The sequence below is a fragment of the Pantoea sp. X-Soil-TKNS-1279 genome (assembly GCF_059730565.1).
On the sequence record NZ_AP035950.1, the window covers coordinates 118,755 to 141,216 of the forward strand.

Annotated in this window: 25 protein-coding genes and 1 pseudogene; 17 read left to right on the forward strand and 9 right to left on the reverse strand. The window is 51.6% G+C overall.

Annotated elements, in window-relative coordinates; translation table 11 throughout:
* Positions 1-10 precede the first annotated feature (10 nt).
* Positions 11-1,030 carry an XdhC family protein gene (locus AC6I8N_RS23865; protein WP_497831334.1) on the forward strand — a complete coding sequence of 340 codons (1,020 nt, stop codon included), beginning with the start codon at positions 11-13 and terminating at the stop codon, positions 1,028-1,030.
* Here the strand turns inward: AC6I8N_RS23865 and AC6I8N_RS23870 are convergent.
* On the reverse strand, positions 982-1,926 hold the full coding sequence (locus AC6I8N_RS23870) for a GlxA family transcriptional regulator (RefSeq protein WP_021185465.1): 945 nt from the start codon (positions 1,924-1,926) through the stop codon (positions 982-984). The two genes, AC6I8N_RS23865 and AC6I8N_RS23870, sit on opposite strands and share 49 nt — an antisense overlap.
* Before the next feature lie 178 nt (positions 1,927-2,104).
* Here AC6I8N_RS23870 and AC6I8N_RS23875 point away from each other — a divergent pair, with 178 nt between their 5' ends.
* The 13 genes and pseudogenes from AC6I8N_RS23875 (at position 2,105) to AC6I8N_RS23935 (ending at position 9,204) form a co-directional block, all read left to right on the forward strand.
* Positions 2,105-2,911, forward strand: coding sequence for an SDR family NAD(P)-dependent oxidoreductase (locus AC6I8N_RS23875; RefSeq protein ID WP_497831335.1), 807 nt, complete (start codon positions 2,105-2,107; stop codon positions 2,909-2,911).
* A gap of 1 nt (position 2,912) precedes the next feature.
* Entirely contained in the window at positions 2,913-3,455 is a 543-nt protein-coding gene (locus AC6I8N_RS23880; RefSeq protein WP_497831336.1) for a carboxymuconolactone decarboxylase family protein, read from the forward strand.
* A gap of 104 nt (positions 3,456-3,559) precedes the next feature.
* Positions 3,560-3,700: a hypothetical protein gene (locus tag AC6I8N_RS23885; protein ID WP_497831337.1), complete on the forward strand. Its 141-nt coding sequence runs from the start codon at positions 3,560-3,562 to the stop codon at positions 3,698-3,700.
* Positions 3,701-3,780: 80 nt separating this feature from the next.
* Positions 3,781-4,176: an ACT domain-containing protein gene (locus AC6I8N_RS23890; protein WP_497831352.1), complete on the forward strand. Its 396-nt coding sequence runs from the start codon at positions 3,781-3,783 to the stop codon at positions 4,174-4,176.
* A gap of 7 nt (positions 4,177-4,183) precedes the next feature.
* Positions 4,184-4,906, forward strand: coding sequence for a metallophosphoesterase (locus tag AC6I8N_RS23895; protein WP_497831338.1), 723 nt, complete (start codon positions 4,184-4,186; stop codon positions 4,904-4,906).
* Positions 4,907-4,973: 67 nt separating this feature from the next.
* A pseudogene (locus AC6I8N_RS23900) lies at positions 4,974-5,105 on the forward strand (DUF924 family protein); the annotation flags it as partial.
* A 103-nt stretch (positions 5,106-5,208) separates the two neighbouring features.
* The gene (gene vapB, locus AC6I8N_RS23905) at positions 5,209-5,439 is read left to right on the forward strand and encodes a type II toxin-antitoxin system VapB family antitoxin (RefSeq protein WP_415175562.1); all 231 of its coding nucleotides are present in this window, start codon (positions 5,209-5,211) and stop codon (positions 5,437-5,439) included.
* Positions 5,436-5,855, forward strand: a complete 420-nt coding sequence (locus AC6I8N_RS23910; RefSeq protein ID WP_497831339.1) for a type II toxin-antitoxin system VapC family toxin — start codon at positions 5,436-5,438, stop codon at positions 5,853-5,855. The genes vapB and AC6I8N_RS23910 overlap by 4 nt, the downstream gene beginning before the upstream one ends.
* A 213-nt stretch (positions 5,856-6,068) precedes the next feature.
* Entirely contained in the window at positions 6,069-6,221 is a 153-nt protein-coding gene (locus AC6I8N_RS23915; protein ID WP_497831340.1) for a hypothetical protein, read from the forward strand.
* A gap of 123 nt (positions 6,222-6,344) precedes the next feature.
* On the forward strand, positions 6,345-7,400 hold the full coding sequence (locus AC6I8N_RS23920) for a catalase family peroxidase (protein ID WP_497831341.1): 1,056 nt from the start codon (positions 6,345-6,347) through the stop codon (positions 7,398-7,400).
* Positions 7,397-7,936 carry a cytochrome b gene (locus AC6I8N_RS23925; protein WP_497831342.1) on the forward strand — a complete coding sequence of 180 codons (540 nt, stop codon included), beginning with the start codon at positions 7,397-7,399 and terminating at the stop codon, positions 7,934-7,936. The genes AC6I8N_RS23920 and AC6I8N_RS23925 overlap by 4 nt, the downstream gene beginning before the upstream one ends.
* Before the next feature lie 9 nt (positions 7,937-7,945).
* The gene (locus tag AC6I8N_RS23930) at positions 7,946-8,461 is read left to right on the forward strand and encodes an RNA polymerase sigma factor (RefSeq protein WP_497831343.1); all 516 of its coding nucleotides are present in this window, start codon (positions 7,946-7,948) and stop codon (positions 8,459-8,461) included.
* Positions 8,458-9,204 (forward strand): anti-sigma factor family protein, encoded by a 747-nt coding sequence (locus tag AC6I8N_RS23935; RefSeq protein ID WP_497831344.1) that lies wholly within the window; start codon positions 8,458-8,460, stop codon positions 9,202-9,204. Before AC6I8N_RS23930 ends, AC6I8N_RS23935 begins: the two co-directional genes overlap by 4 nt.
* A 336-nt stretch (positions 9,205-9,540) precedes the next feature.
* On the opposite strand, the gene AC6I8N_RS23940 is transcribed toward AC6I8N_RS23935, so the two are convergent.
* The 4 genes from AC6I8N_RS23940 to AC6I8N_RS23955 form a co-directional block, all read right to left on the reverse strand.
* Positions 9,541-10,902, reverse strand: coding sequence for a putative bifunctional diguanylate cyclase/phosphodiesterase (locus AC6I8N_RS23940; RefSeq protein WP_497831345.1), 1,362 nt, complete (start codon positions 10,900-10,902; stop codon positions 9,541-9,543).
* Positions 10,903-11,141: 239 nt separating this feature from the next.
* Positions 11,142-12,761, reverse strand: a complete 1,620-nt coding sequence (locus AC6I8N_RS23945; protein WP_021185481.1) for a methyl-accepting chemotaxis protein — start codon at positions 12,759-12,761, stop codon at positions 11,142-11,144.
* A gap of 110 nt (positions 12,762-12,871) precedes the next feature.
* The gene (locus AC6I8N_RS23950) at positions 12,872-13,948 is read right to left on the reverse strand and encodes an alpha/beta fold hydrolase (RefSeq protein WP_497831346.1); all 1,077 of its coding nucleotides are present in this window, start codon (positions 13,946-13,948) and stop codon (positions 12,872-12,874) included.
* Positions 13,949-14,224: 276 nt separating this feature from the next.
* Positions 14,225-15,211, reverse strand: a complete 987-nt coding sequence (locus AC6I8N_RS23955) for a nitrilase family protein (protein WP_497831353.1) — start codon at positions 15,209-15,211, stop codon at positions 14,225-14,227.
* Between the two features lie 92 nt (positions 15,212-15,303).
* Here AC6I8N_RS23955 and AC6I8N_RS23960 point away from each other — a divergent pair, with 92 nt between their 5' ends.
* Positions 15,304-16,170 (forward strand): LysR family transcriptional regulator, encoded by an 867-nt coding sequence (locus AC6I8N_RS23960; RefSeq protein ID WP_208727159.1) that lies wholly within the window; start codon positions 15,304-15,306, stop codon positions 16,168-16,170.
* A 172-nt stretch (positions 16,171-16,342) separates the two neighbouring features.
* Entirely contained in the window at positions 16,343-17,725 is a 1,383-nt protein-coding gene (locus tag AC6I8N_RS23965) for a diguanylate cyclase (protein ID WP_497831172.1), read from the forward strand.
* A gap of 127 nt (positions 17,726-17,852) precedes the next feature.
* Here the strand turns inward: AC6I8N_RS23965 and AC6I8N_RS23970 are convergent, their stop codons facing one another.
* Positions 17,853-18,230, reverse strand: a complete 378-nt coding sequence (locus tag AC6I8N_RS23970) for a helix-turn-helix domain-containing protein (protein WP_497831173.1) — start codon at positions 18,228-18,230, stop codon at positions 17,853-17,855.
* Positions 18,231-18,419: 189 nt separating this feature from the next.
* Here AC6I8N_RS23970 and AC6I8N_RS23975 point away from each other — a divergent pair, with 189 nt between their 5' ends.
* The gene (locus AC6I8N_RS23975; RefSeq protein ID WP_021185487.1) at positions 18,420-19,049 is read left to right on the forward strand and encodes an ECs1377 family protein; all 630 of its coding nucleotides are present in this window, start codon (positions 18,420-18,422) and stop codon (positions 19,047-19,049) included.
* 41 nt (positions 19,050-19,090) lie between these two features.
* On the opposite strand, the gene AC6I8N_RS23980 is transcribed toward AC6I8N_RS23975, so the two are convergent.
* The 3 genes from AC6I8N_RS23980 to AC6I8N_RS23990 form a co-directional block, all read right to left on the reverse strand.
* A complete protein-coding gene (locus AC6I8N_RS23980; RefSeq protein ID WP_021185488.1) occupies positions 19,091-19,417 on the reverse strand; it encodes a hypothetical protein in 327 nt (108 codons plus the stop codon).
* A gap of 31 nt (positions 19,418-19,448) precedes the next feature.
* Positions 19,449-21,116 (reverse strand): methyl-accepting chemotaxis protein, encoded by a 1,668-nt coding sequence (locus AC6I8N_RS23985; protein ID WP_497831354.1) that lies wholly within the window; start codon positions 21,114-21,116, stop codon positions 19,449-19,451.
* 159 nt (positions 21,117-21,275) lie between these two features.
* Entirely contained in the window at positions 21,276-22,280 is a 1,005-nt protein-coding gene (locus AC6I8N_RS23990; protein WP_208727155.1) for a GlxA family transcriptional regulator, read from the reverse strand.
* Between the last annotated feature and the right edge of the window lie 182 nt (positions 22,281-22,462).

A 22,462-nucleotide genomic window follows, 5' to 3' on the forward strand; every position in this document is an offset into this window, starting at 1 on the left:
GTCAGGAGAAATGATGCAGAATCTTGATGTGCAGGTCATCAGTACCGCCCGGCAGTGGGCGGAAGCGCATGAGCTATGGCTGTGTACCGTACTGAGCACCTACGGCTCCTCACCGCGACCACCGGGGGCGATGATGGTGATCCGCAAAGACGGGCAATATTGTGGTTCGCTTTCCGGTGGCTGTGTGGAAGAGAGTTTTATCGCGCGGATTCGTGACGATGCCTTTTCGGCGTCGAGCCAGGTGGTACGTTATGGTGATGGCGGGCTGGCACCTGACCGGGCGCTACCGTGCGGTGGGGTGCTGGATATTCTGGTGGAAAGGCTGCTCCCTGGTCGTGAGGCTATTGGTTATCTGGGGCAGATGCACGATGCCCTGATCAGTGCGACGGCGCTGACCAAAAGGATCACCCTGCCTGCGCCATGTATTTCACTCGAACCGGCTGTGTACCGCAGCCGGACCGCGACCCACATCGAGGGGGATGAGGTGACGTTGACCCTCTCTGCACCGCCCAGGCTGGTTATCGGCGGCTTGTCGAGCGTAGCGGTATATTGCGCCAATTTCGCGCTGGCGCTGGGGTTTGAAACCCTCGTCTGCGAACACCGTGAGGATGTTCTGAGCAATCTGGCTGCGGATCTGGATGCTGGCGTGACGCTGATAAAGCTGTTCCCGGCGGTTTATCTTGAGCGCGAGGGGTGCCATCCGGCCACCGCGATCCTGTCGTTAACCCATGATCCGCGTATCGATGATCTGACCATGATGGAAGCCGTCAACCTGCCAGCTTTCTATATCGGCGCAATGGGTTCGCACCAGAACAGCCAACGCCGCAAAGAAAGGTTGGTGCGGTATGGCGATGTTGCACCGCATCAGTTAAGTCGCCTCCATGCCCCGGTTGGGCTGGCGATTGGCAGCAAAACCCCGGCGGAAATTGCGTTGTCGATTATGGCCGATATCGTGCGCCATAAAAATGGTCTGGCGAGTGATCAGGCATCCTTCTTTCCGGTGCGCAGTGCCTGTGGGGGGATGCCGTAGCCCCGCATAAAAACATCACGCATGTGGCGGCGATCGCGAAATCCTGAATCTCGCGCCACCACATCCAGCGACAGTCGGGTTTGTTCTATCAACAGCCGCGCGGCTTCAAGGCGTAAACGCTCGATGACGCGCGCCGGTGATTTCCCTGTCTCAGCCAAAAACAGGCGGTTCAGTTGCCTCGAACTCAGATGTACCGCATCCGCGAGCTGCTCGACGGAGAGTGATTTGGTGAGGTTGCTGCGGATATATTCAATCGCGGTTTGCAGGCGATCGCTGCGGGGTGACAGGGCCAGCAGTTCCGAATGCTGGCGCTGACCGCCCGAACGTCGTTGGTTCATCACCATACGCTGAGCAATGCTGCGGGCAACCTCGCTACCATGATCTTTTTCCACCATCGCCAGCACCATATCGAGGCCAGCTGTCATCCCGGCAGAGGTCCAGATCTGGTGATCAATGATATAAATCAGGTCGTCTTCGGTTCTGATGGTGGGATGCAATGTTTTCAGGCTTTGCGCATAAGCCCAATGGGTGGTCGCCCGGCGTTCAGAAAGTAATCCAGCCTGCGCCAGTACGAAAGCACCGGTGCAAATGCCTGCGACGCGGCGCGCCCGCAAGGCGTGATTTTTCAGGAAATGAACCACCCGCTCGCTAGCCGGAAGTGTGACCGGCGTGAGCACCCCGCCAATTAGCCAGGTATCAGCAGAAGCCTCATCGCTTAAGGCAATGGTCGTCACACTGATGCCAAAGGAAGAGGAAACCTGACCGCCGTGCTCGGAGTAAACCGCACATTGATAAAAAGGCTCGCCAAGCACTAAGTTGGCAAACTCGAAAATGGTCAGTGTCGATAACGCCAGTGACTGAAACTGGTCGGCAATCAGCAATCCAACCCGATGCATTTTGGGATCCTTGTATTGGCAACCACATCGATGGGCAAACCATCCTGAAAGAATCAGGCCCTGCAATCAATCTCTTTTGGGCAAAAAGATGTCCGAAATCGTACCCTTCTACGTCATTTTCTCCCTCCGGCTATGGCGTAACCTCAATGCATCCAACACATCATGCAAGGTGAATGAGATGAGTGATGCAACGAAAGGCACTGCGGTGGTGACAGGCGCGTCGACCGGGATGGGGGCCATTTATGCCGCCAGACTGGCAAAGATGGGATATGACCTGATCATTGTCGCCCGGAACCACAATCGTCTGAACCAGATGGCCAGCCATATCACGGCGGATAGCCAGCGTAACGTGGAAGTGGTGGCCGCAGACTTGAACGACGCCGGGCAACTGGCGGCGCTGGAGATGAAGTTACGCCATGATGCCAGCATTACGTTATTAGTGAATAACGCCGGTATCGGCACACACACGCCATTGGTGGACAGCGATGTCGACCAAATGACGACGATGATTAATCTCAACGTCACCGCGTTGACCCGGCTGACTTACGCCGTTGTGCCAGGATTTATCAGCCGGGGGCGGGGGGCTATCATCAATATTGCTTCGATTGTCGGCATCGCGCCTGAGATCCTGAACGCGGTGTATGGTGGGAGCAAGGCCTATGTGCTGGCATTCAGCCAGTCTCTTCATCATGAGTTGGCGGATAAAGGGATTCAGGTTCAGGTGGTGCTGCCCAGCGCGACAGCGACCCCCTTCTGGGATAACGGCGGTTTGCCGTTAAGTCAGCTCGACCCGGAGATTGTGATGAAAGCCGAAGACATGGTCGATGCCGCCCTGACCGGATTCCTGCATGGTGAGCTGATCACCATCCCGTCACTGCATGACGAAAGCCGTTTGCAGCAATGGGAACAGGCACGTCAGGCCGTGATTCAGGACTTTTCACACAATATCCCGGCCGCGCGTTACCTGGGATCACAGGAGAAATAAGATGAGTCGTTTGCATACGGATTCACTTGAGGAAGCCAGTGGCAAAGCCGCAGAACTGTTCAAAGGTATTAAGCAGGCGATGGGTAAAGTCCCCAATGCTTATCTGACCATTGGCAGCAATGCCCCTGATATTCTGGCGCAAACCTTACAGCTTAACGCGGCGCTGTCCAGGAGTAGTCTCAGCGCGCGTGAGCGAGAGGCGATTAACCTCGCGGTCAGTGAGGAAAGTGGCTGTGATTATTGCCTTGCTGCACATACGCCGCAAGCGATCAAAGCCGGTTACAGCGAGGCGCAGACGCTTGAATTGCGTCAGGGATTTCTGGTCGATGATGCCAGAATCGATGCGCTGGTGAAGTTTGTACAACTGTTGGTATCAACGCGCGGCACGTTATCCGCCCATCATGTCAGTGCATTTCGTGACGCCGGTTTTAATGACCAGCAAGTGGTTGAAACCATCGGTGTGGTGACCGCGATTCTGTTCACCAACATGATTAATCGGGTCAATGATACCGAAGTTGATTTTCCAACGATTCGCACACTGTAACTTTGCCGGGCATCCGCATATGTCAGGTGCCCGTGCTTTCCTTTCCACATTGCGTGATTTATTCTTAAATGAGTTTAATGATGAAAAATCATAGGGATAAATCCATGAAAAATACCGTTAACTCGGGTGTATGGATCAGCAGCAGTATGGTTATTGGCATGTCAGCCGGGGCTGCGTTGGGATACATTGTGCCAGGCCTGTTGATTGGCGCTTTACTCGGCTGGTTTGCTAGTTCATTACGATAATCACAGAGGTTACAACCTCGGCAAGCTATAGGCTATCTTCATTAGAGTAATCAACGGCCAGAATTAAACGTGTGATGATGATGTCAGGTGAAAATAATCTCCAGGTTTTGCTGCGCACGGCGACGCCCCGACGCAATGAGGGGCAATATGTATTTTGTACGTTGCAGCAACCGGCGGCTGAGTTGCTGGCACAGGCGGTGGTTGTGGTGCAGGAGCGTGAAGGGACTACGCTGGTGCTGCCGCAGGCGGTGGCGCAGGCACGGGACATCGATTATGACTACCTCGCCGGATGGATCACTCTCGAAGTCCATTCTTCACTCGCCGCCGTGGGCCTGACTGCGGCATTTTCTACGGCTCTGGCAGAAGAGGGCATCAGCTGTAACGTGGTGGCTGGTTACTACCATGATCATATTTTTGTCGCCTGGGACGATACCGAGCGCGCCATCGCCGTGATTCGTTCCCTTGCCGCACGCTGAGGTCAATATGCTGGTCGCGCAAGTTTCAGATATTCATGCTTCCCCCGACAATGACAATCTGCAACGGTTTGATAAGGCGCTTGCCTGGCTCGATCAGCTTAAGCCGGACGTGCTGGTGCTGACCGGTGATGTAATTGATAACCAGTGGCTTGACGGGTATTCGCAGATTGCAGAGCGGCTGAGCAGCAAAAAATGGTGTTCGCGGATACTTCCTGGTAATTCCGATGATCGCCGCCAGATGCGTGCTGTCTGGGGGGCTGCTGCCGCAGATGAGTTTCTGCACTTCAATTATGATGCTGGAGTTCTTCGTCTGATCGGTCTGGACTCCACGTTGGTGAACACGACCGCAGGTAGTGTAGTCAACCATATTGCCTGGCTGGAGCAACAACTCCGGGATATCCATACGTCACCAGCGCTGCTATTTCTGCATCATCATGTTTTTGCTTCGGGGATCCCCTCGCTGGACAAGACGATGTGTGCAGGGACGGCAGAGTTGGCCGCGCTGATCAGGCATATGCCCGGCAAGGTTCTGGCAATTGCCACCGGGCATGTCCACCGACCGATATCGGGTTCTTTAGCTGGGGTTCCGGCTTATATCTGTGGCTCGTTGTGCCCGGCGAATCCCGTCTGGTTTGGTACAGATACCGTTCCCCCGGTTAACGATCCCCCGGCGCTAATGATCCATCGCTATGTGGATAATGTGCTGACCAGTCACCATGTTTCCATTTAACACCGGTGCATATGACGTAGCGGCGCGATAATGACGGTAGAGGCTAAGCAAAGGAACCTCGTACGCGCAAAGTGAACGGGTACATCGCGAAATTATCCTCAGGTTAGGTCGCTATCCGCATCGCAATACGCTGTTGGGCAGAATGTCATCTGCCGATGAACAGGTCTTTCTGGAGAAACAGCGCTTATCTTTCTTCTGAATTCAGCTACATACCCAGGAACTATACATATGCTTAGCATCTGCCTATACTATGCATATGCGCGTGGTGCGCTTTGGTCAGGCCGAACGGAAAGGAGAATATGATGAGAACCGTTTCTATTTTTAAAAATGGTAATAATCGCGCTATTCGTTTACCGCGCGATCTCGATTTTGAAGGTGTTAGTGAATTAGAGATTATTCGTGAAGGTGACAGCATCATTTTACGTCCCGTTCGTCCGACCTGGAGTTCGTTCAGTCAATTTGAAAAGGCTGACGCAGATTTTATGAAAGAGCGCGGGGACATTGTCAACGACGAAGGACGCTTTGAACTGTGAATAAGACCTACATGCTGGACACGAACATATGCTCATTTATCATGCGTGAACAACCGGAGGCGGTGATCACTCGTCTTGAGCAAAGCGTGTTGCGCGGACACCGCATCGTAGTGTCCGCTATCACCTATGCTGAAATGCGCTTCGGCGCGATTGGCAAGAAGGCTTCTCCGCGTCATGTGCTGCTTGTTGACGCATTCTGCGCCCGTCTTGATGCCATTCTCCCTTGGGATAAAGCAGCTGTTGATGCGACCACTGAGATCAAGGCATTGCTGGCGAGCGCCGGAACCCCCATCGGACCTAACGACACCGCCATAGCCGGGCATGCAGTGGCTGTGGGTGCCATTCTGGTCACTAACAATACGAGGGAGTTTGAGCGGGTAACCAATCTCATGCTGGAGGACTGGAGTCACCAGTGATTTGGCCTGGAAAAGACCTCCCGGACCGCTGTCATGCTGTTTCCCGCCCGCGAAAAGGACCCGCTATGGTAAGCTTCCAAAAAGGTACGTAAGTGTGCAAGGTGGCTCATAATGTTACCTGTCCATCGTGATTGCACGATAAATCGCGTCGCTACATCATAAGCGCCGTTCAGGCGCTTTTTTCAGTGCCCTGCGTCAACGGCTGTTCGTAAGGTGATATCACCGCCGCGCCTGATTTGTGCCACCAACAGCAGCAGCCCCGGTAAGGAAAGAGTTGCTCCGGCCAGACTGACCCAGATGATCCCCTACGCCGCCATAACACCGAAAACCAACATGAACAAGCTGACGGTGCTGCCTGAAACCTGAGTCACATTTAACTTATATCTCATGGTTAGCTTCATCCATTGCTTAAAAATTTTTTAATGCCGTGGGAATAAACCTGCCGCTCATTCGTCTTATGGGCTCAATGTGAGCAGGGTGAGCTAAAAAATGATTCCAACTCCACTTTCCACTGGTCAGAAGACGCGACGCTTGTTGCTAATCGGCCTGGTTCCACTGGTTATACTCGTGTTGTTTTTATGGGCGGGAGGCTGGCTGACGCCAGAGCGACTGACTTCCGACAAACTGGTTTCGGTGTTGCAGCAAGCGGGGGGGGAGCATCCGGGGTATCGCCGTAACCATGCCAAAGGGATCTGCGTGATTGGCACCTTTGCCTCCAACGGCAACGCCAGCGCGTTATCACGCGCTGCCCTTTTCGCGCCGGGTGATACCCCGGTAACCGGGCGTTTCGCCATCGCAGGGGGGAATCCATCCGCGCCGGATTACGCGGTGCCGGTGCGCAGCATGGCGCTGGCGTTTCAGCAAAAAGATGGTGAGCAATGGCGCACCGGGATGAATGCCATGCCGCTGTTTCCGGTGGCGACGCCGGAAGGATTCTATGCGCTGCAAACCGCGACGCTGCCCGACCCGGCGACCGGCAAGCCGGATCCACAAAAGTTAGGAGCCTTCGTCGAAAAATATCCTGAATTCAAAGCATTTCTCGCCTGGGCGAAACAATACGTACCTTCATCCAGTTGGGCCAGCGATCGCTTCAATAGCCTGAATGCGTTCCGGTTCATTGATAAAACGGGCGCTGCGCATCTGGTGCGCTGGAGTATGGTGCCTCATGCCGCTTATCAGGCGATTAGCGCGGCGGATAAAAATAACAAAGATTTTCTTCAGCAGGACCTGCAACAACGCCTGAACCAGGGGCCACTGGAATGGGACCTGGTGATCACCGTTGCGCAACCGGGTGATGATGGCAGCAATGCAACAAAAGTCTGGCCTGCCGACCGCCAAACCATCAATGCCGGAACCCTGGTGTTAACCCGCGCGGTGCCGCAGCAGCAGGGGCCTTGCAACGACATCAATTACGATCCGCTGATCCTGCCTGATGGGATTGCTGCCTCCGATGATCCGTTGCTCAATGCGCGCTCAGCAGCCTATGCCAAATCCTATAACCTGCGTACACATGAACAGGCGCAACAAGCGGGGACGCACTTATGAAACATGTCGGTTATTTTCACCCTGCGCTGCGAGTGATCCATTGGTTAATGGCGGCGGCGATTGTGGCGATGCTGTTTATTGGCGTGGCGATGGTTGCCACCGTGTCGTCACTGCATAGCCTGCTGGTGACAATCCATAAACCATTAGGCCTGATGATTCTGGTGTTGGTGGTGGTGCGACTGTGGTTGCGCTTCACTACCGTCACTCCGGCACTGCCCTCAACCATACCCGCCTGGCAACGTGGCATGGCGCATCTTTCGCACTGGGCGCTGTATGCCATGATGCTGATTCAGCCGTTGATCGGCTGGGGGATGCTGTCTGCGGCGGGAGTGCCGATCGCTTTAGGGGGGAAATGGCTACTGCCGCCGATTTTGCCGGTGAATAATGATTGGTATGCCATACTGCGTCCTTTGCATACTCTGGTAGCGCTGATGTTGTTTATCACCGTGCTGCTGCACCTGGCCGCCGCGTTGTTTCATGCCCTGGTGTTGCGCGATGGGGTTTTTGCCAGCATGTCTGGCTCCCGCGGACGCTAAAGGAGAGTCATGCCACAGCTGACTGATGATGAAATTCGCCAGGTGATGCCGCATCTTGAACGTTTTGCACTGTGGTTGACCCGCAATCCGCACAGCGCGGAAGACCTGGTACAAAGCTGCCTGACGAAAGCGTTAACTCGCCAACGTCAAAGCGAGGGGGATCAAAGTCTGCGTGCCTGGCTGTTTGCCATCCTGTACCGTCAGTTTGTTGATGGGGAACGGCGGCGCAAACGCTATATGAAGCTGCTGACTTTTTTCACCGGCGAGGAGATGTTCGCGCAATCCAGCGAGTCGATGGCGATTGCCGACGATACGTTGGCGGTATTTGCTGCATTACCGGAGGACTATCGCGTCATTTTGTTGCTGGTCAGCGTTGAGGGGCTGAGCTATAAAGAGGCGGCCGAAACGCTGGATATTCCCCTGGGCACCGTGATGTCACGGCTCTCAAGGGGACGTAAGTTGCTGCATGAGCAACTGGAAGGTAAGGCGACGCCGCTGCCGCTGCCGCTAAGGAGACTGAAATGACTTTGCCCCCTGATGAACACGAACTCCATGCCTGGATGGATGGGGAAGCGGATGAAGCAACGGCAGAGCGCGTTGAACGTTATCTGAAGGACAATCCGCAGGCTGCCGCGCAAGTTGCGGGCTGGCGGGCTGACGCACAGCAATTACGTCAGGCCATCAGTCGACACTCGCTAACGCTTGACCGTCCCCATCCGCAATATCTGCGGCGTCGGGTGCGGCAGCAGCGGTTACGGCAACTGGCGACGGCTTGCATGCTGGTGCTGGCGACAAGCGCAGGCGGTTTCGCGGGTTGGCAACTGAAGGAATCGCAGGTCATCGCCAGCCCGCAGCCGATGGAAGATGCGGTGCAGGCCTATAAAATTTTTGATAACCCGACGCAAACCCCGATGGACATGGTGGCAAGCCAGCACGCTGAACTCAGTAGCTGGGTGGCACGTTATTTTATTAATGGTAATCCGCCACCCAACCTCGAGCAGTTTGGTTTCAGGCTGGTCGGCGCGCGGCTGATGGCGACAGCGCAAGGGCCAGCCGCGCTGATTATGTATCAGGATCCACAGGGAACTCGGGTGGGGTGGTATATCCGCCCACTGGACCCGGTCAAATTGCCTCATGGTGAACGCCGGGCTGATGATGTGATGGCGCAGTACTGGAGTGACCAGCATTACAACTACGCGCTGGTGACGCCGGTCAATTCATCCGGGGTGAGCGGGTTACGCAAGGCGGTGGCGTTGGCAACGAGTTAATATTATCGGGCAGTATTCAAAGGGAATAACAACGGAGGTTTACCAATGGCAAAGAATACTAATTTCACTGGAAAAGAACGCCCTGTTTGCTGTCAGATATTCTTATCGAAGATAAGCGCATTAAGCACATGGTCCTGCCTGCTACCGTTGATTTTGAGGTAGGACTTTGCAAAATCCTCCTGGCTAAATCCAAGTTTAGTCAGGGTGTTGCTGCTACGCAGATTGCCGGGAAGATGGTTCGCCATCACCCGATGCAAACCATACTCTCTCTGCACATAAGCAAGAGCTATCTCCAGCGCTCCAAAGGTTAAATACCGTGAGGGGCCGGATTTCCCATTACAATCTTTGCTTTTTAATCCATGTCAGGGCATCTGCCGCAGGTAAAGGGCGAGAAAAGTGGAACCCCTGAAACAGGTGGCAACCCATATTTTTCAGATATTCGAAGTATTCTTCATTCTCAATTCCCTCGGCCAGAACATTTAACCCCATCTCATGGGAGAGTTCGATGGTTTTTTGTACCACCAACGAGGCTGATTCATTTTTGAACACCTGCATAATAAGCGACTTATCGATCTTGATATCATCGACGGCGAAATCACTGATTGATTTTAACGATGAGTATCCGACACCAAAGTCATCAATCGCCCATTTAATACCCAACCCACTAAAATGTTGCATGACTTCAGCAATTCTGTCCTGGTCGTAAATGAAGGTGGTTTCGGTAATTTCAAACTTGATTCTTTCCGGCCGGATTTTTGCCTGAGATAACGTCAGCAACGTATCCTGAGTAAAGTCTCGGTGCATTAATTGTAACGGGCTGATATTAATAGAGAAGGCGATGTCACCAAGGTGATGAAGACGTTCCCATTCCGCAATCTGGCGCAAGGTCTGCTCCATTACCCATCGCCCGATCTCGATAATTAAACCACTCTTCTCTGCAATTGGAATGAAGACCTCAGGGGAGATAAATCCTTTCGCCGGATGTTTCCAGCGCAGCAAAGCTTCGAATCCAATCAGTGCTTTATGACTATCAAGTTGTGGTTGGTAATACAGTTGTAATTGATTCCTTTCAATAGCAAGGGAAAGCTCACGTTTAATCAAGTCGGTTTCAGAATAATTGCCGCGTGCGGTAAATACGGTTAATAAAAGCGCCACAACCGGCACAGAACAGTTCGCGATATAAAAGCCGGAGACATGTGCCATATCAGTCTGGAAACGGCCATCCTGCCAGATGGTGCCGGTCGAAACAAAAAAGAGATAGGCCAGCAGACAGATGAGAGGGAAAACCTGTTTCAAATACCAGGATTGCTGTCGTAATACCAATGCACCACCAATGGTTAAGGCCACAAGATAATTGTATTCAGAATGTTTGGCGAAATCATGATTATTATCAAAGAGACAAAGTAGAATGATGCTAATCAACAAACTATGCGTAATGATATAAATGTGACGATTGATATTGTTCCAGAAGGCAGCCGCTGAAATATATATGCCCAATATTGTGGTCATACAATAAAACAGTGAAATGAGGTGTTCTCCGATGGAAAAGTTCAAACTGGCCATGTATAAACCGGCCAAAATGCTGGAGGTGCCAGAGATGAGAATGGTCAGGCGTAGCTTTCTCTCAGCGCTATTGCCTTTGAGAATGAATGGTAAATTCTTTACTTTTGCGTATCTGGTGGCGAAATAAGCATTCATTCTGTTGTCTCTTTTTTAATGTTATAGCTGGTGGACAATCATACTATAGCGAGATTGCAGTTGTTGGGTGTCATAATTTTTTTTAATTATTTTATCGTTGGCGTCGGGATTAAAGATATATCTTGTGGGCTGCGAGTTTAATTTGGCGGGGTACAGAACGGTTTTTGTGCAAGAAAGGCGAGGAAAGAATAATTTATCCGGGCCTTTTATCAAAAGATAAAAGGCCCGCGAGACGGTAATCAGTTCAGGTTAATCAGCGCCAAATCACGCGGGCCGCTGTAGAGATCATGGCCCAATGTGGCTTTATCGTCATCCACCTGGAAGCGGGTCACCGACTGTTGCAGGTTAACCACCTGCTCTTGCAAGGAACTGGCGGCGGTCGCCACTTCTGACACCAGCGAAGCGTTCTGCTGGGTTACGCCGTCCATCTGCTGAATGGCGATATTGATCTGCGAGATGCCACGGGTCTGCTCTCCGGAAGCCAGCATCACTTCATCCATAATTTCGACCACTTTCTTCACATCAACCATCACTTCATTCATGGTGACGCCTGCCTGTTTCACCAGCCCGGAACCCTGTTCGATGCTGCTGAGCGAATCATTAATCATGGTGCCAATCTCTTTGGCTGCGGTGGCGCTACGCTGTGCCAGCACGCGAACTTCTGAAGCCACGACCGCGAACCCGCGTCCGGCTTCACCGGCTCGTGCTGCTTCAACTGCGGCGTTCAGCGCCAGCAGGTTGGTCTGGAAAGCGATGCCATCAATAACACCGACGATGTCACCAATTTTTGCCGAGCTTTTCTCAATTGAGCTCATGGTGGAAACTACTTCAGACACCACATTGGCCCCGCGTGAAGCGGAATTTGAGGCTTTCTGTGACAGCGCGTTCGCCTTACGGGTGTTGTCTTCGTTATTTTGCACCGTCGCCATAATCTGTTCCATGCTGGAGGCGGTCTCATCCAGTGAAGCGGCTTGCTGCTCGGTACGGCTGGAAAGGTCGATATTGCCGGAAGCAATCTCTTCCACACCGGTGCCAATTGCATCTGTACCACTGCGCACCATCAGCACCATATTTTCCAACCCGTCGCGCATGCGCTGCACGGCGGCAAACAACTGGGCTATCTCGTTTTTCCCGCTGATATCAATGCGATCACGCAGATCACCTTCCGCAATACGGTCAAATACATTAATCACATGATTCAACGGTTTAACGATCAGATTGGTCATTACCGACCAGGCCAGACCGGCCAACACCACAGCACAGGCGATGGCGAAGTACAGCACCCACTCCATACGTTTTACCCGGTCGCTGGAGTCGTCATAGGCGACATCAATGCTTTTCAGTTTAAAGGCAACCAGCGCTTTGGAGGCGGTATCAAATGCGCCATACAGCGCCGTCGATTTTCCGGCTCGCTGACGATATTCGTCCAGCTTACCGGCTTCCAGCGCGGCAAACGCGGGATCAATGAATTCTTTCATTAATGCGTCACGGGTGGAGGCCATTTTGGCCGCAATGGGCTGCTCTTCTGCGGATTGCGGGTATTTCAGATAGTCCTGCCATTTTGCGCTGGCGCTGTCAATTTTACCGCGGGCGCGTTCCAGCGCGACTTTGGCTTTTTCTGTGTCGCCGCTACCCATCAGTGATTCATATAAACGCAAATCCAGCCGGCCGCGTAATAAGAGTTCTGAACTTTCATTTAGCGCCACTAATCCCGGCAAAACTTCGGTGTCCACCGTGGCAAAGGATTTATTTCCCGACTGCACGGCAAATAAGCCCAGAACGCCTACGAAGAGTAATAATGCAGTCAATGAAAAAATCATTATGCTGAGTGCAGTACGGATCTTTATTCTACGAAACATAGAGTATTCCCTGCTAACGATTAAATGAAAAAAAGGAGTGTGCTGTCGAAAATAATTCCTTTATTAAAAAACAGGAAGTAACCTGAGTGACTTCCTGACCAGAGTGGCGATTAATGACTTTCCGTTGCGACAGGCGTGTGCGTTAAAAACGTTTTCAGTTTTTCATGATAAAACTTTGCCTGCATCATGGTGCCGTGGCCGCTGGTTTCTGCGCTCGCCGGAATGAGCAGCAATTCAGCCTGTTTTATTTGATTTAATTCACCTTGCAGAATGCCGGTTTCAACCGGATTGCGTTCATCATCCGCAGAATTAATAATCAGCATCGGCGCTTTGATGCGATGCAAAGCGGGCAACGCATTGTAATTTGCTGACGAACCCCAGATATAAATAAGGTCGTTAGCATCGGCAGTGACCGGCGCCGCGAGACGTTCATCAACCAGCTTATCCGCCAGCGCGCGCGTTGGCGCTTTGTGTTGGTAAGCCAGCGTGCCACCTGTTGTGGCGATACTGAACATAATATTGGCGGTTTTAAGTACCGGTGGCTGCTGGCGGTAGTTGCCTTCGGCCCAGGCCGGATCGCCTTTGATGGATTCAATCAACATTCGGCGCAGCATCCAGTTGCGTCCCGATAATTCATTGGGCTGTGAGGCCATCGGCACTAACGCATCCATCATTGACGGGTATTTTTCACCCCATAGCCAGGTCTGCATCCCCCCCATCGAATATCCCATCACCAGTCGCAGATGAGAAATCCCCAGTCCCTCTTTAATTAAACGATATTGGGCAGTAACCATATCGTCATAATCATAGTGGGGAAATGCCATACGCAAACCATCCGAAGGCTTGGATGATTTTCCGGAGCCAATACTTTCCGGGATGATAATAAAATATTTGCTGCTATCCAGTGCCTGTCCCGGACCGAATAACTCACCGGCAAAACCCTGGGCCAGTAAGGCTTTGATGGGTTGATTAGTTCCGTGCAGTAATAATACCGCAGGTTTACTGCGGTCGCCGAGCGTGTAGTAATGAATGCGGAGATCTTTTAGTTTTTCGCCATTATTAAAGTTAAATTCTTTGGCGATCCAGTCAGCTTCTTTTGGTGTGGGTAATGCATTCGCTGCCTGGGCTAAAGGTGATAAAGCTAACAGAATGGCGCCCGCCATTCCTGATATCGTGCGACTAATCATAAAAGCAACTCTTAAGTTATATGTAGTCCCCTGGAGGCCTGATATTAGTTTCAATTAAGAAAAATCCCAATGGACATCAACAACATCAGAGAAAAAACATACAATGCTCTTAATTTTTGAGTTTTAACAAGACGATTTTTAGTCGGTTTTTCTTAGGATAATACATCCGTGTATTATTTTTGCGGTCCGGTTCAGAGGATTAGTTCAGCCTGATACAAGTAAAGGCCCTGTTTTCTCCGCTACACCTGTTGCATTGCTTAAGCGTGGTGCTTGCGGCTATTTCTTCTTACCAAAAGAGGGCGTCTCGCTGGAGAAACGTGCTTCGCGCGCATCGCGCTCATAACCTTGCGGTTCGCACAACATACCGTAGAGATCAGGACGGCGGCCGTGGATCCAGCGCCGTCCGGTCGACATTGTCAGCAAACGGGTGTCCAGTTCTGCGACCACCAGCGTATCCTCAGCAGACCAGGTTTCATTGATGATTCTGCCGTAGGGATCCAGCACCATCGCGTTGCCGGTGCGGATCTCGCCGTTATCCAGACCCACGCCATTACTGAACAGAATAAACAGCCCATTATCGTGCGCTCTGGACGGTAGCCAACGCATTAACCAACCCCGGCCGCTGTCACCCCGCAAGGCAGCTTCCAGCGCTTCGGGTTGCTCGCGGCGATTTTCCCACAGACTAACGGGAATCGGTTTCATGCCAAACGGGCTGCGGGAGTGTGTACCGCCGGTTTGATGGGGGGCGATCAGAATATCTGCGCCCATCAGCGCGGTAATACGGGCGTTTTCAACCAGATTGTTATCCCAGCAAATCAGCACCCCGGCCTTTACGCCCCAGGGGGTGTCGAATACGGTGAAGCGATCGCCACGCGCAATGGCGGGATGTTCAAATGCGTACATTTTTCGATGCACATGGACGCTACCATCCGGCATACAAACCGCGTAGGCATTGTAATTGAGTCCATCTTTCCCCCGCTCGATGAAACCCGCGCCAATCGCCATCTCATGCTGTTTTGCCAATGCCTGGAGGAGGGCCAGTGAGGGGCTATCCTCGATGGATTCAGCCAGATCGCTTACCTGGTCAGCAGTGAGATCGGGAACATGCCAGTAGCCGGTAATGCACATTTCGGGAAAGGCCAGAATCTGGATGCCCTGACTGGCGGCTTGCTGAATAAAGCCTTTCATCACACCAAGGTTGTACGCTTTATCGCTGGCACGATGACAAAACTGCACGGTGGCAACCCGGATTAACTCGTCCATCATTTTTCTCCTCATTCAAAAGTGTTGAGATTTCATCAGAGGGAAAGCACCGGGTATAATCACCAATTATCCACTTTTGATAACGAACTGGAATGGATATCAAACTGCTGCGCGCATTCGTCACCTTAGCCGAGCAGGGGCGCTACCATCAGGCGGCAGAAGCCCTGTGCATCACGCAACCGGCCCTGACGAAACAGATTCAGACCCTGGAGCATTTGATCGGGATGACGCTATTTCAACGCGGGCGTCACGGGGCAAAACTCACGGTCAGCGGGCAGCAACTGTTGCCTGGCGCCCGCGACCTGTTACAACGTCACGAAATATTCCGTTCTGACGTCGCAGGTTTGCAAAACGGTCACGCGGGAGAGTTGAAACTGGGGTTTGGTATCTCTTCTTTTCAACTCGCCCCGTTGAGCGTGGCGGCTTTTCGCGCCCGTTATCCATCCGTCAAAATTTTGCTGAATGACCTGCCTTCTGTCATGCAGTTTCAATTGCTTACGGATGGCCAGTTGCAGTGTGGATTTGTCCGGTTGCCCGCACCGGAGCATCTGCAAGCGGCGGTGCTGGAGGAAGAGGCATTGGTGCTTGCCGCACCAGAGCGTTTCGCCGCGATGGGTGACTTTCGCCAGGTGATCGAAAGCAATCAGTTATTGCAGCTCAGCCCAAACCGGGGAGAAGGGCTGGTGGCGCAGGGAGCCGCTTTTTTGCGTGCGCAGCAACTGGCTGCACAAACCCTTGCTGCGGCAGATGATATTCAGACACTGCTGGCGCTGGTCGCTGCCGGAGAGGGCGTGGCATTGCTGCCTGCCAGCGTCAGGCATATCCAGCCATCTGGGGTGGTATTGCTGACGCTGAGTGGTGAACAGACCCGCTGGAAAACCGGGATTGCCTGGAATCCTCGAATCCGGGATCCACTGCGTGATAACTTTCTGAGTGTGGTGTTGACGCCAGACAAGTGATGTATGGCTAGCAAAGGAAATATATTAGCGGATGGGAAATTGCATTTAATGCTGCAAAACTCTTATTTTTGTTTTGGAAGTGTTAAAAGCCCAGGGGCACCGAATCAGGTATGCTACGATAGCCGCTTTTATTTTCACCAGACTATCCAGCTAACACTTGGTTAATTAAAAAATGCAGGAAGAAATTAAACAATACATCTCTGTCATTCTTAAAGAATGGCAGCCTTTACGTGCAGAACTTCCACAAAATGTAATAGTCATTCTGCGAAATATTGCAGAAGAACAATCAGACAATTTAGCGCATCGATTTTATGAAAGTTTGTTTAAAGATCCAGCAATTGCCAGGCATTTGTCCTATGAGTTGGTAGAAGAACAACTTAGTCGCTCTCTGTCTAAATGGGTAAAAGCGATCCTGACTCAGGACGAAAGCCAGTTTGAAACGCTGGCGCAACAGCAATATCACGTTGGGGGCGTGCATGCGCGCATTGGTATTCCGGTGGAATTTGTCCAGCGCGGTGCCAGGCAACTTAAATATGGTATTTACGACTACATCACCCAGCACAATATTGAAACCGAGCTGGGTTTACAGGTGATGCACTATGCCGCGATGGCCATTGATATCGCTATCGAAATGATGAGTCACGCCTATGCGATGTCGCATTATCGGGCAACGCGAAATGAAGAGGCGTATCGCATGCATGTATTGATGAATAACGCCTGGCAGGAACAAGGTAAACAGCAGTCAGCACTTTCCAGTTGGGAAAACTCAGTGATCTATGGACTGGTCAGTGGCGTACACCAGTCGGAAGCGTTGATAAAAATCTCCGACTCTAACTTTGGCTTATGGTTCCGCCATAAATGCGTTCGTCAATTTGGTGAAACAGAACAAATTCAGCAGATACGCCTGCTGATGACAACCATTGATCAAAAGATGACTAGCCTGGATATCACCACGGATATACCCGTAGAAAAATTGCAAGATCTGTTACGTATCATTCATGCCTGTTGTCAGAAAATTAGCACCTATATGGAGATGCTGTTTAACGACGTGTCGCATATGCAGGACGGTAAAGACGCTCTGACGAATTTGCTTAACAAACGTTATTTGCCGATTGTTCTGAAACATGAAGTCAGCCTGGCGATGGAAAACCATTTGCCATTAAGCGTGGCAATCATCGATGTGGATTTTTTCAAAAAGGTCAACGATGAATGGGGACATTCGGTTGGTGATCGCGCATTAACGCATGTTGCCAATTTACTCAGCGATAATATTCGCGCCAGCGATTATGTTTTCCGCTATGGCGGAGAAGAGTTCCTGATTGTGCTGGTGGAAGCGGGGCAGTCCGAGGCGTATATGCTACTGGAACGTATTCGCCGCATCGTCAGTGGCACACCTTTTGAAGCGGTTTCCGGTAAAAACCTCCCCATCACAGTCAGTATTGGTTATACCGTTCATGATGGACACCCTGACTATAATCAGTTACTCAATCGGGCAGATGTTGCGTTGTATGAAGCTAAACGCAACGGCAGGAATCGTATCGAGCAACATAAGTAAGGGAGACTCAGGCTGCTTAAGATACCTTTGCAGACTCTGGTCAACAGTCTGACAAAAAAGGGGGGGGTCGTGTTGCACTGGTGAAGCAGGTGTTTACCGTTCAGGTCATTGTCGCCCTGCATCTTACTTATCCTGGCTGGGCGTGTTGTTTTTCGACATCGGGGTTACGCTGTCCCAGCCTGGCACAGGAACGAAAGCGTGATGGCTGCATGTTCTGCCATTTCATAAAGGCCCGGCTGAACGTCTGCTGCGACCCAAAACCGTGGCGTAGGGCAATAGTTGTAATGCTATCCTGGCTTTCAGCCAGTTCTTGTGCCGCCCGTTCCAGACGTTTCTGCCGAACATAGCCTAAGATCGTCATTTGGTTGACTTGTTTAAACATATGCTGGATATGCCATCTGGAATAACCCGAACGCGTGGCAACATCATCAATGCTGTGCACTCTGTACAGGTTCATATCAATCCAGCGTGTCAGGTCTTCAATGATTTGCTTTTTATAAGGCACAATCTTACTTTCCCGGTTTTGTTGCAGTGAGTGGTGTTCACTACGAAATCATAACGTTTCTTAGGTTAAAAGTAATCGATTACTTTTTTTCCTTGTTTCTTTGATTATGTCGGGATGGCTAATCGGTTATATTCGTACGTTGATAATCTAAACAGCAGGTTGTGCAACAGAATAAGAAGGGAATTCAGGGTGACCGGGAAAATTGAGTATCAGATTGAAAAGTACAGTTTTACCGAAATTGCTGAGCCAACCCGACTGACCGCGCAGTGGGGGGAAGTGCTGGAGGAGTGCCGTCAGTTACCAGCTGGTGCAGAAGAACGTCTGCGCATCGCATTGCTGAATGTCGACTATGTCACCAGCTTTGAACTTCCCTTCAGACTGCTGCTGACGCGCGCACCTCAACTGATTGCCGGGTTGCGGGATGAATTTCAGCTTCAACAGAAAAACGTGCTCTTTAACGGCAAGCGTTTTGGTTGCGTTTACAGCCTGAACACCGATTTGAATAGCATACCGGACGAGTTCCAGTATCGCCTCTCTACCCGCATCCGCCGCGTCGATGCAACTGGCGGCAGTGCCGCCCCTTATCAGCAAATCGCCAAAGAGGTCAAAGCTCCGCGTGAGCGGCTTAAACTGGCGCTTGAATCGGCATTGCAGGTTACGGCGCTGGATGGGCTGTTTTGGTTTGGAATTCAGCGTATTGCCGCAGATGTGCAACGCTTAAGAAAAACGGGGATGAGAATCGCCACTGCCGAAATCGAGGTGTTCGATAATCTCACCGGCACCACCCGACGCGTTCCGTTCTACCGGCTTGAAAGTTAATCGCGTGTCCCGAACCGCTGCGGCTCGGGACGTGCACAACCTTAAGACGTTTCCAGCAGCGAACGCTTCATGGTCCCGGTGAGGTTATCCAGCAGGTTCTTCAGCAGTTGAACCGCCAGCATCACGCTCTGCAAATTGTAATAAAGTGCCACATCATTCTGGATAAGATACTCTGTAAATTCGCGATTTTTCAGCAATGACAGCGCCCGGTTAACCTGCTCACGCAGGTGGTTACAGTTATTCAGATAAACGTCCAACGACGAATACATGCCATCCATCAGTTGATGAAGAAGGGCATTAACTTGCTCAAATTCTGTCACCAGTTCGTGGTGGCGCTGGCCGTGCTTTACAAAACCATTGATACCCATTGGGATCTTCCCTTTGTCACGCCATCACCCGTCAGAAACTCTGCCAGTTTGTATCATTCCCTTTATTCAGGGAGGCGGGCAGTGGGGCTAACGCCTTTAACACCGGTTGTGGCCTGACGGTATCGGCAAGCTTCGCTATCGGCAGCGCTGCGCCGGACAGGACGAACTGGCTGACCAGCCCGGACAGCGTCTGCGCCTGCTCCTGAAGTGAGGCGGAGGCGGCGGAGGCTTCCTCTACCAACGCAGCATTCTGCTGGGTGACGTCATCCATCTGACTGATAGCCTGATGCACCTGCGTAATACCGGTATTCTGCTCTTCGGCCGCCGCGGCGATTTCACTGACCAGATCGTTAACCTGCCTGAACGCGGTCTTCAAACCGGCCATGTTTTCTTCCACGGTTTCTGCCTGAACGGCACCGGATTCCACCAGATTATAGGAGCTGTCGATAAGCTGTTTGATTTCCCTGGCCGCCTGGGTGGAACGCTGTGAAAGACTGCGCACTTCACCTGCGACAACCGCAAAGCCTTTGCCGTGTTCTCCAGCCCGTGCGGCTTCTACCGCGGCGTTAAGCGCCAGAATGTTGGTCTGAAAGGCAATGCCCTCAATCAGCGTCACGATTTCCGTAATTTTTTTCGAACTGCTTCTGATCTCCGCCATAGTACCCAGCATGCTGGCCAGCGATGCTTCACTGGCGTCCGAAAGCGCTGTCGCATTGCTGGCAAGACGGCTGGCCTGGCGGGTATTATCCGCCGTCTGTCGCACGGTTTCGCTCAGTTCGGCCATGCTGGCTGCCGTCTGTTCCAATGAGGCAGCCTGCTGTTCTGTTCTCGATGACAGATCTTCATTCCCCGCGGCAATTTGTGCCGAAGCGGAGCTGACAGAATGGGACGCCGTACTGACCGAGGAGAGTGCAGTTCCCACACGCGTCAGAAGTTGGTTGAATGAACGGGCCATAATACCGACTTCATCTTTTTTGCTGTCGTCTGCGGTGACGCTCAGGTCCAGGTTTTCACCCGCATGGTTCATAATATCGCCAATGCGTCGCAGGCTGTGACGAATACGCAGAATTGTCATGGCAGCCAGGGTGCCGAGAATAATCAGAGCCGCGGCTACCCCCAGAGTCATGCCCCACAGCGTACGCTGATAAGTGTCATGATTGATGGTTCGTAAGTTATTTCCCAGCGAGATATTCAGTGCCAGCTGCTTGCGATAATTTTCCTTAAGCGAATAGATAGCTCCGGCGATGCCATTTTGGTTGTCGTTATTAAGCAGGTTCAACGTAACATCATCCTGATGCGCTCGTGATGCGGTAAGAAATTCAGGCAGGCGCGATTCAATCACTTTCAACATGGTTAATGCGTTTTCCGCCATTTGTCTGTCTTGATCGCTGGAGACATCGTTTTTTAAGTAATAATCAGCGAGGGTTTTGATACCCGACAGGCGCTGCGAAATTTCTTGTTCAACGGCTGGCATTTTGCTGTTATCGGTCTGACTCTGGTGTCGGTATAGCGCAACTGAAAGCCGGTTGCTGCGATCTATTAACTCGCCCAGATCTTTAATCGAAGGAATCGCATTGACCTGCACATATTCAAAACGATCCTGAAAACCGGCCAATAGTCGGAGAGATGTTATGCCGATAATAACAAGTGAAGCAGAGAGTAGAACGAAAGCCAGCGTGAGCCTTTGTGTGATATTCATCATTTTCTACCTGGTAAAATGTTAATAAAAATAATCTGTCACTTCCGAACCATCGGCAGGGACGATAGAACTTTTATTTCAAATAAAATGACTTAATTTATTTACACCTTTCACTTTTTTTGACTGACAAGAATTTCCCTGACAGTGTTTTTTTCTATATCAACTGCGGTGGTCTGATGCACGAGCGGCCATCCATTGACGGTATTGCGCCGGTGACATCTCCATAATTTGATTAAAGGCTTTACGGAAAGCGGTTTCTTCCGAGTAACCACAATCTCTGGCAATCTGACGAATGCTGACACGGGTGCTAATGAGCATGGTACAGGCCGTTTCAATGCGGACCCGCGTAATAAATTCTTTCGGTGTTTCCTGCGACAGTGCTTTAAATTTGCGCTGGAGGGTTCGCTCCGTGGTGTTCAGCGCAGAGGCGAGCTGTGCCGCATTGATGGAGGGATTTTGCATGCGAATAATCTCCTCGGCGCGCACTAAAAATGGTGTCCCGGAGTGAATGGAACCTGGCGATGCGCTGAGATGCTGACGCAAAAAATGGTTATCGGTAAGTGACATCTCTGAAGTGAGATTTGCCACCTCTGTACCTGCCGCTTTTTCGATAATATTTAGGGCCAGTGAAATCCATGAAAAACACCCGCCGGTGGTAAGCACTCCACGATCCTCCTCCAGCATTTTACCTCGTGCCGGGATGGCGTCAGGATAACGTTCCTGCAACATATGACTGACCCACCATGTGGTGGCGTATGACCTCCCTTTGAGCAAACCTGCCTCCCCGAGAACAACCCCACCGGTACCTGAAGCGGCCACCAGCGCGCCATTGTCATACATTTTTCTGAACCAGGTGGCGGCCAGGTTAATGTCCGCTAAGTTCAATGGTTGCAGATCCGGGCCCAGCAGCATGCCGGGCGCAATCACGACATCGGGTTGGCCCGCCCCCTGAAAGGAGCTGTCAATATGAATAAGCCGGCCTTCGGTATCCCAGACCGGTGCACCATCGGCGCTGACAATCAGCGTCTCAAAGGTTTTTTCGGGAAACTTGATGGCATGAGCTGGGGAGGCGGCTATCGCTTTATTGGTTATCCAGAACAAGTCTGCCAGGCCTGCGATGGCCGAAAGCACGCTGCCTTCCAGGGCCAGTATGGCAATACGCATTTATCTCTTCCTGTTGTTAAATTGTCGTAAATTGCGTGAAAAATGTGACTTTTTTACCTGTTGATTTTCGTAATGCTTATCGGCCTCGCTGTGGTTCTGTGTATTTGCCTGAGTAAAGCTTTTACTGGACCTGATTATTTCATGAAATCAACAGATACGGCTGCGTTTAACAACCTTATCTG

Coding starts and splice junctions, on each gene's coding strand:
- AC6I8N_RS23950 (WP_497831346.1), bottom strand. CDS start 13,948: ATGATTAGTCGCACGATATCAGGAATGGCGGGCGCCATTCTGTTAGCT.
- AC6I8N_RS23925 (WP_497831342.1), top strand. CDS start 7,397: ATGAAACATGTCGGTTATTTTCACCCTGCGCTGCGAGTGATCCATTGG.
- AC6I8N_RS23865 (WP_497831334.1), top strand. CDS start 11: ATGATGCAGAATCTTGATGTGCAGGTCATCAGTACCGCCCGGCAGTGG.
- AC6I8N_RS23930 (WP_497831343.1), top strand. CDS start 7,946: ATGCCACAGCTGACTGATGATGAAATTCGCCAGGTGATGCCGCATCTT.
- AC6I8N_RS23960 (WP_208727159.1), top strand. CDS start 15,304: ATGGATATCAAACTGCTGCGCGCATTCGTCACCTTAGCCGAGCAGGGG.
- AC6I8N_RS23940 (WP_497831345.1), bottom strand. CDS start 10,902: ATGAATGCTTATTTCGCCACCAGATACGCAAAAGTAAAGAATTTACCA.
- AC6I8N_RS23955 (WP_497831353.1), bottom strand. CDS start 15,211: ATGGACGAGTTAATCCGGGTTGCCACCGTGCAGTTTTGTCATCGTGCC.
- AC6I8N_RS23935 (WP_497831344.1), top strand. CDS start 8,458: ATGACTTTGCCCCCTGATGAACACGAACTCCATGCCTGGATGGATGGG.
- AC6I8N_RS23880 (WP_497831336.1), top strand. CDS start 2,913: ATGAGTCGTTTGCATACGGATTCACTTGAGGAAGCCAGTGGCAAAGCC.
- AC6I8N_RS23945 (WP_021185481.1), bottom strand. CDS start 12,761: ATGTTTCGTAGAATAAAGATCCGTACTGCACTCAGCATAATGATTTTT.
- AC6I8N_RS23885 (WP_497831337.1), top strand. CDS start 3,560: ATGAAAAATACCGTTAACTCGGGTGTATGGATCAGCAGCAGTATGGTT.
- AC6I8N_RS23890 (WP_497831352.1), top strand. CDS start 3,781: ATGTCAGGTGAAAATAATCTCCAGGTTTTGCTGCGCACGGCGACGCCC.
- AC6I8N_RS23875 (WP_497831335.1), top strand. CDS start 2,105: ATGAGTGATGCAACGAAAGGCACTGCGGTGGTGACAGGCGCGTCGACC.
- AC6I8N_RS23965 (WP_497831172.1), top strand. CDS start 16,343: ATGCAGGAAGAAATTAAACAATACATCTCTGTCATTCTTAAAGAATGG.
- AC6I8N_RS23985 (WP_497831354.1), bottom strand. CDS start 21,116: ATGAATATCACACAAAGGCTCACGCTGGCTTTCGTTCTACTCTCTGCT.
- AC6I8N_RS23920 (WP_497831341.1), top strand. CDS start 6,345: ATGATTCCAACTCCACTTTCCACTGGTCAGAAGACGCGACGCTTGTTG.
- AC6I8N_RS23980 (WP_021185488.1), bottom strand. CDS start 19,417: ATGGGTATCAATGGTTTTGTAAAGCACGGCCAGCGCCACCACGAACTG.
- AC6I8N_RS23895 (WP_497831338.1), top strand. CDS start 4,184: ATGCTGGTCGCGCAAGTTTCAGATATTCATGCTTCCCCCGACAATGAC.
- AC6I8N_RS23990 (WP_208727155.1), bottom strand. CDS start 22,280: ATGCGTATTGCCATACTGGCCCTGGAAGGCAGCGTGCTTTCGGCCATC.
- vapB (WP_415175562.1), top strand. CDS start 5,209: ATGAGAACCGTTTCTATTTTTAAAAATGGTAATAATCGCGCTATTCGT.
- AC6I8N_RS23870 (WP_021185465.1), bottom strand. CDS start 1,926: ATGCATCGGGTTGGATTGCTGATTGCCGACCAGTTTCAGTCACTGGCG.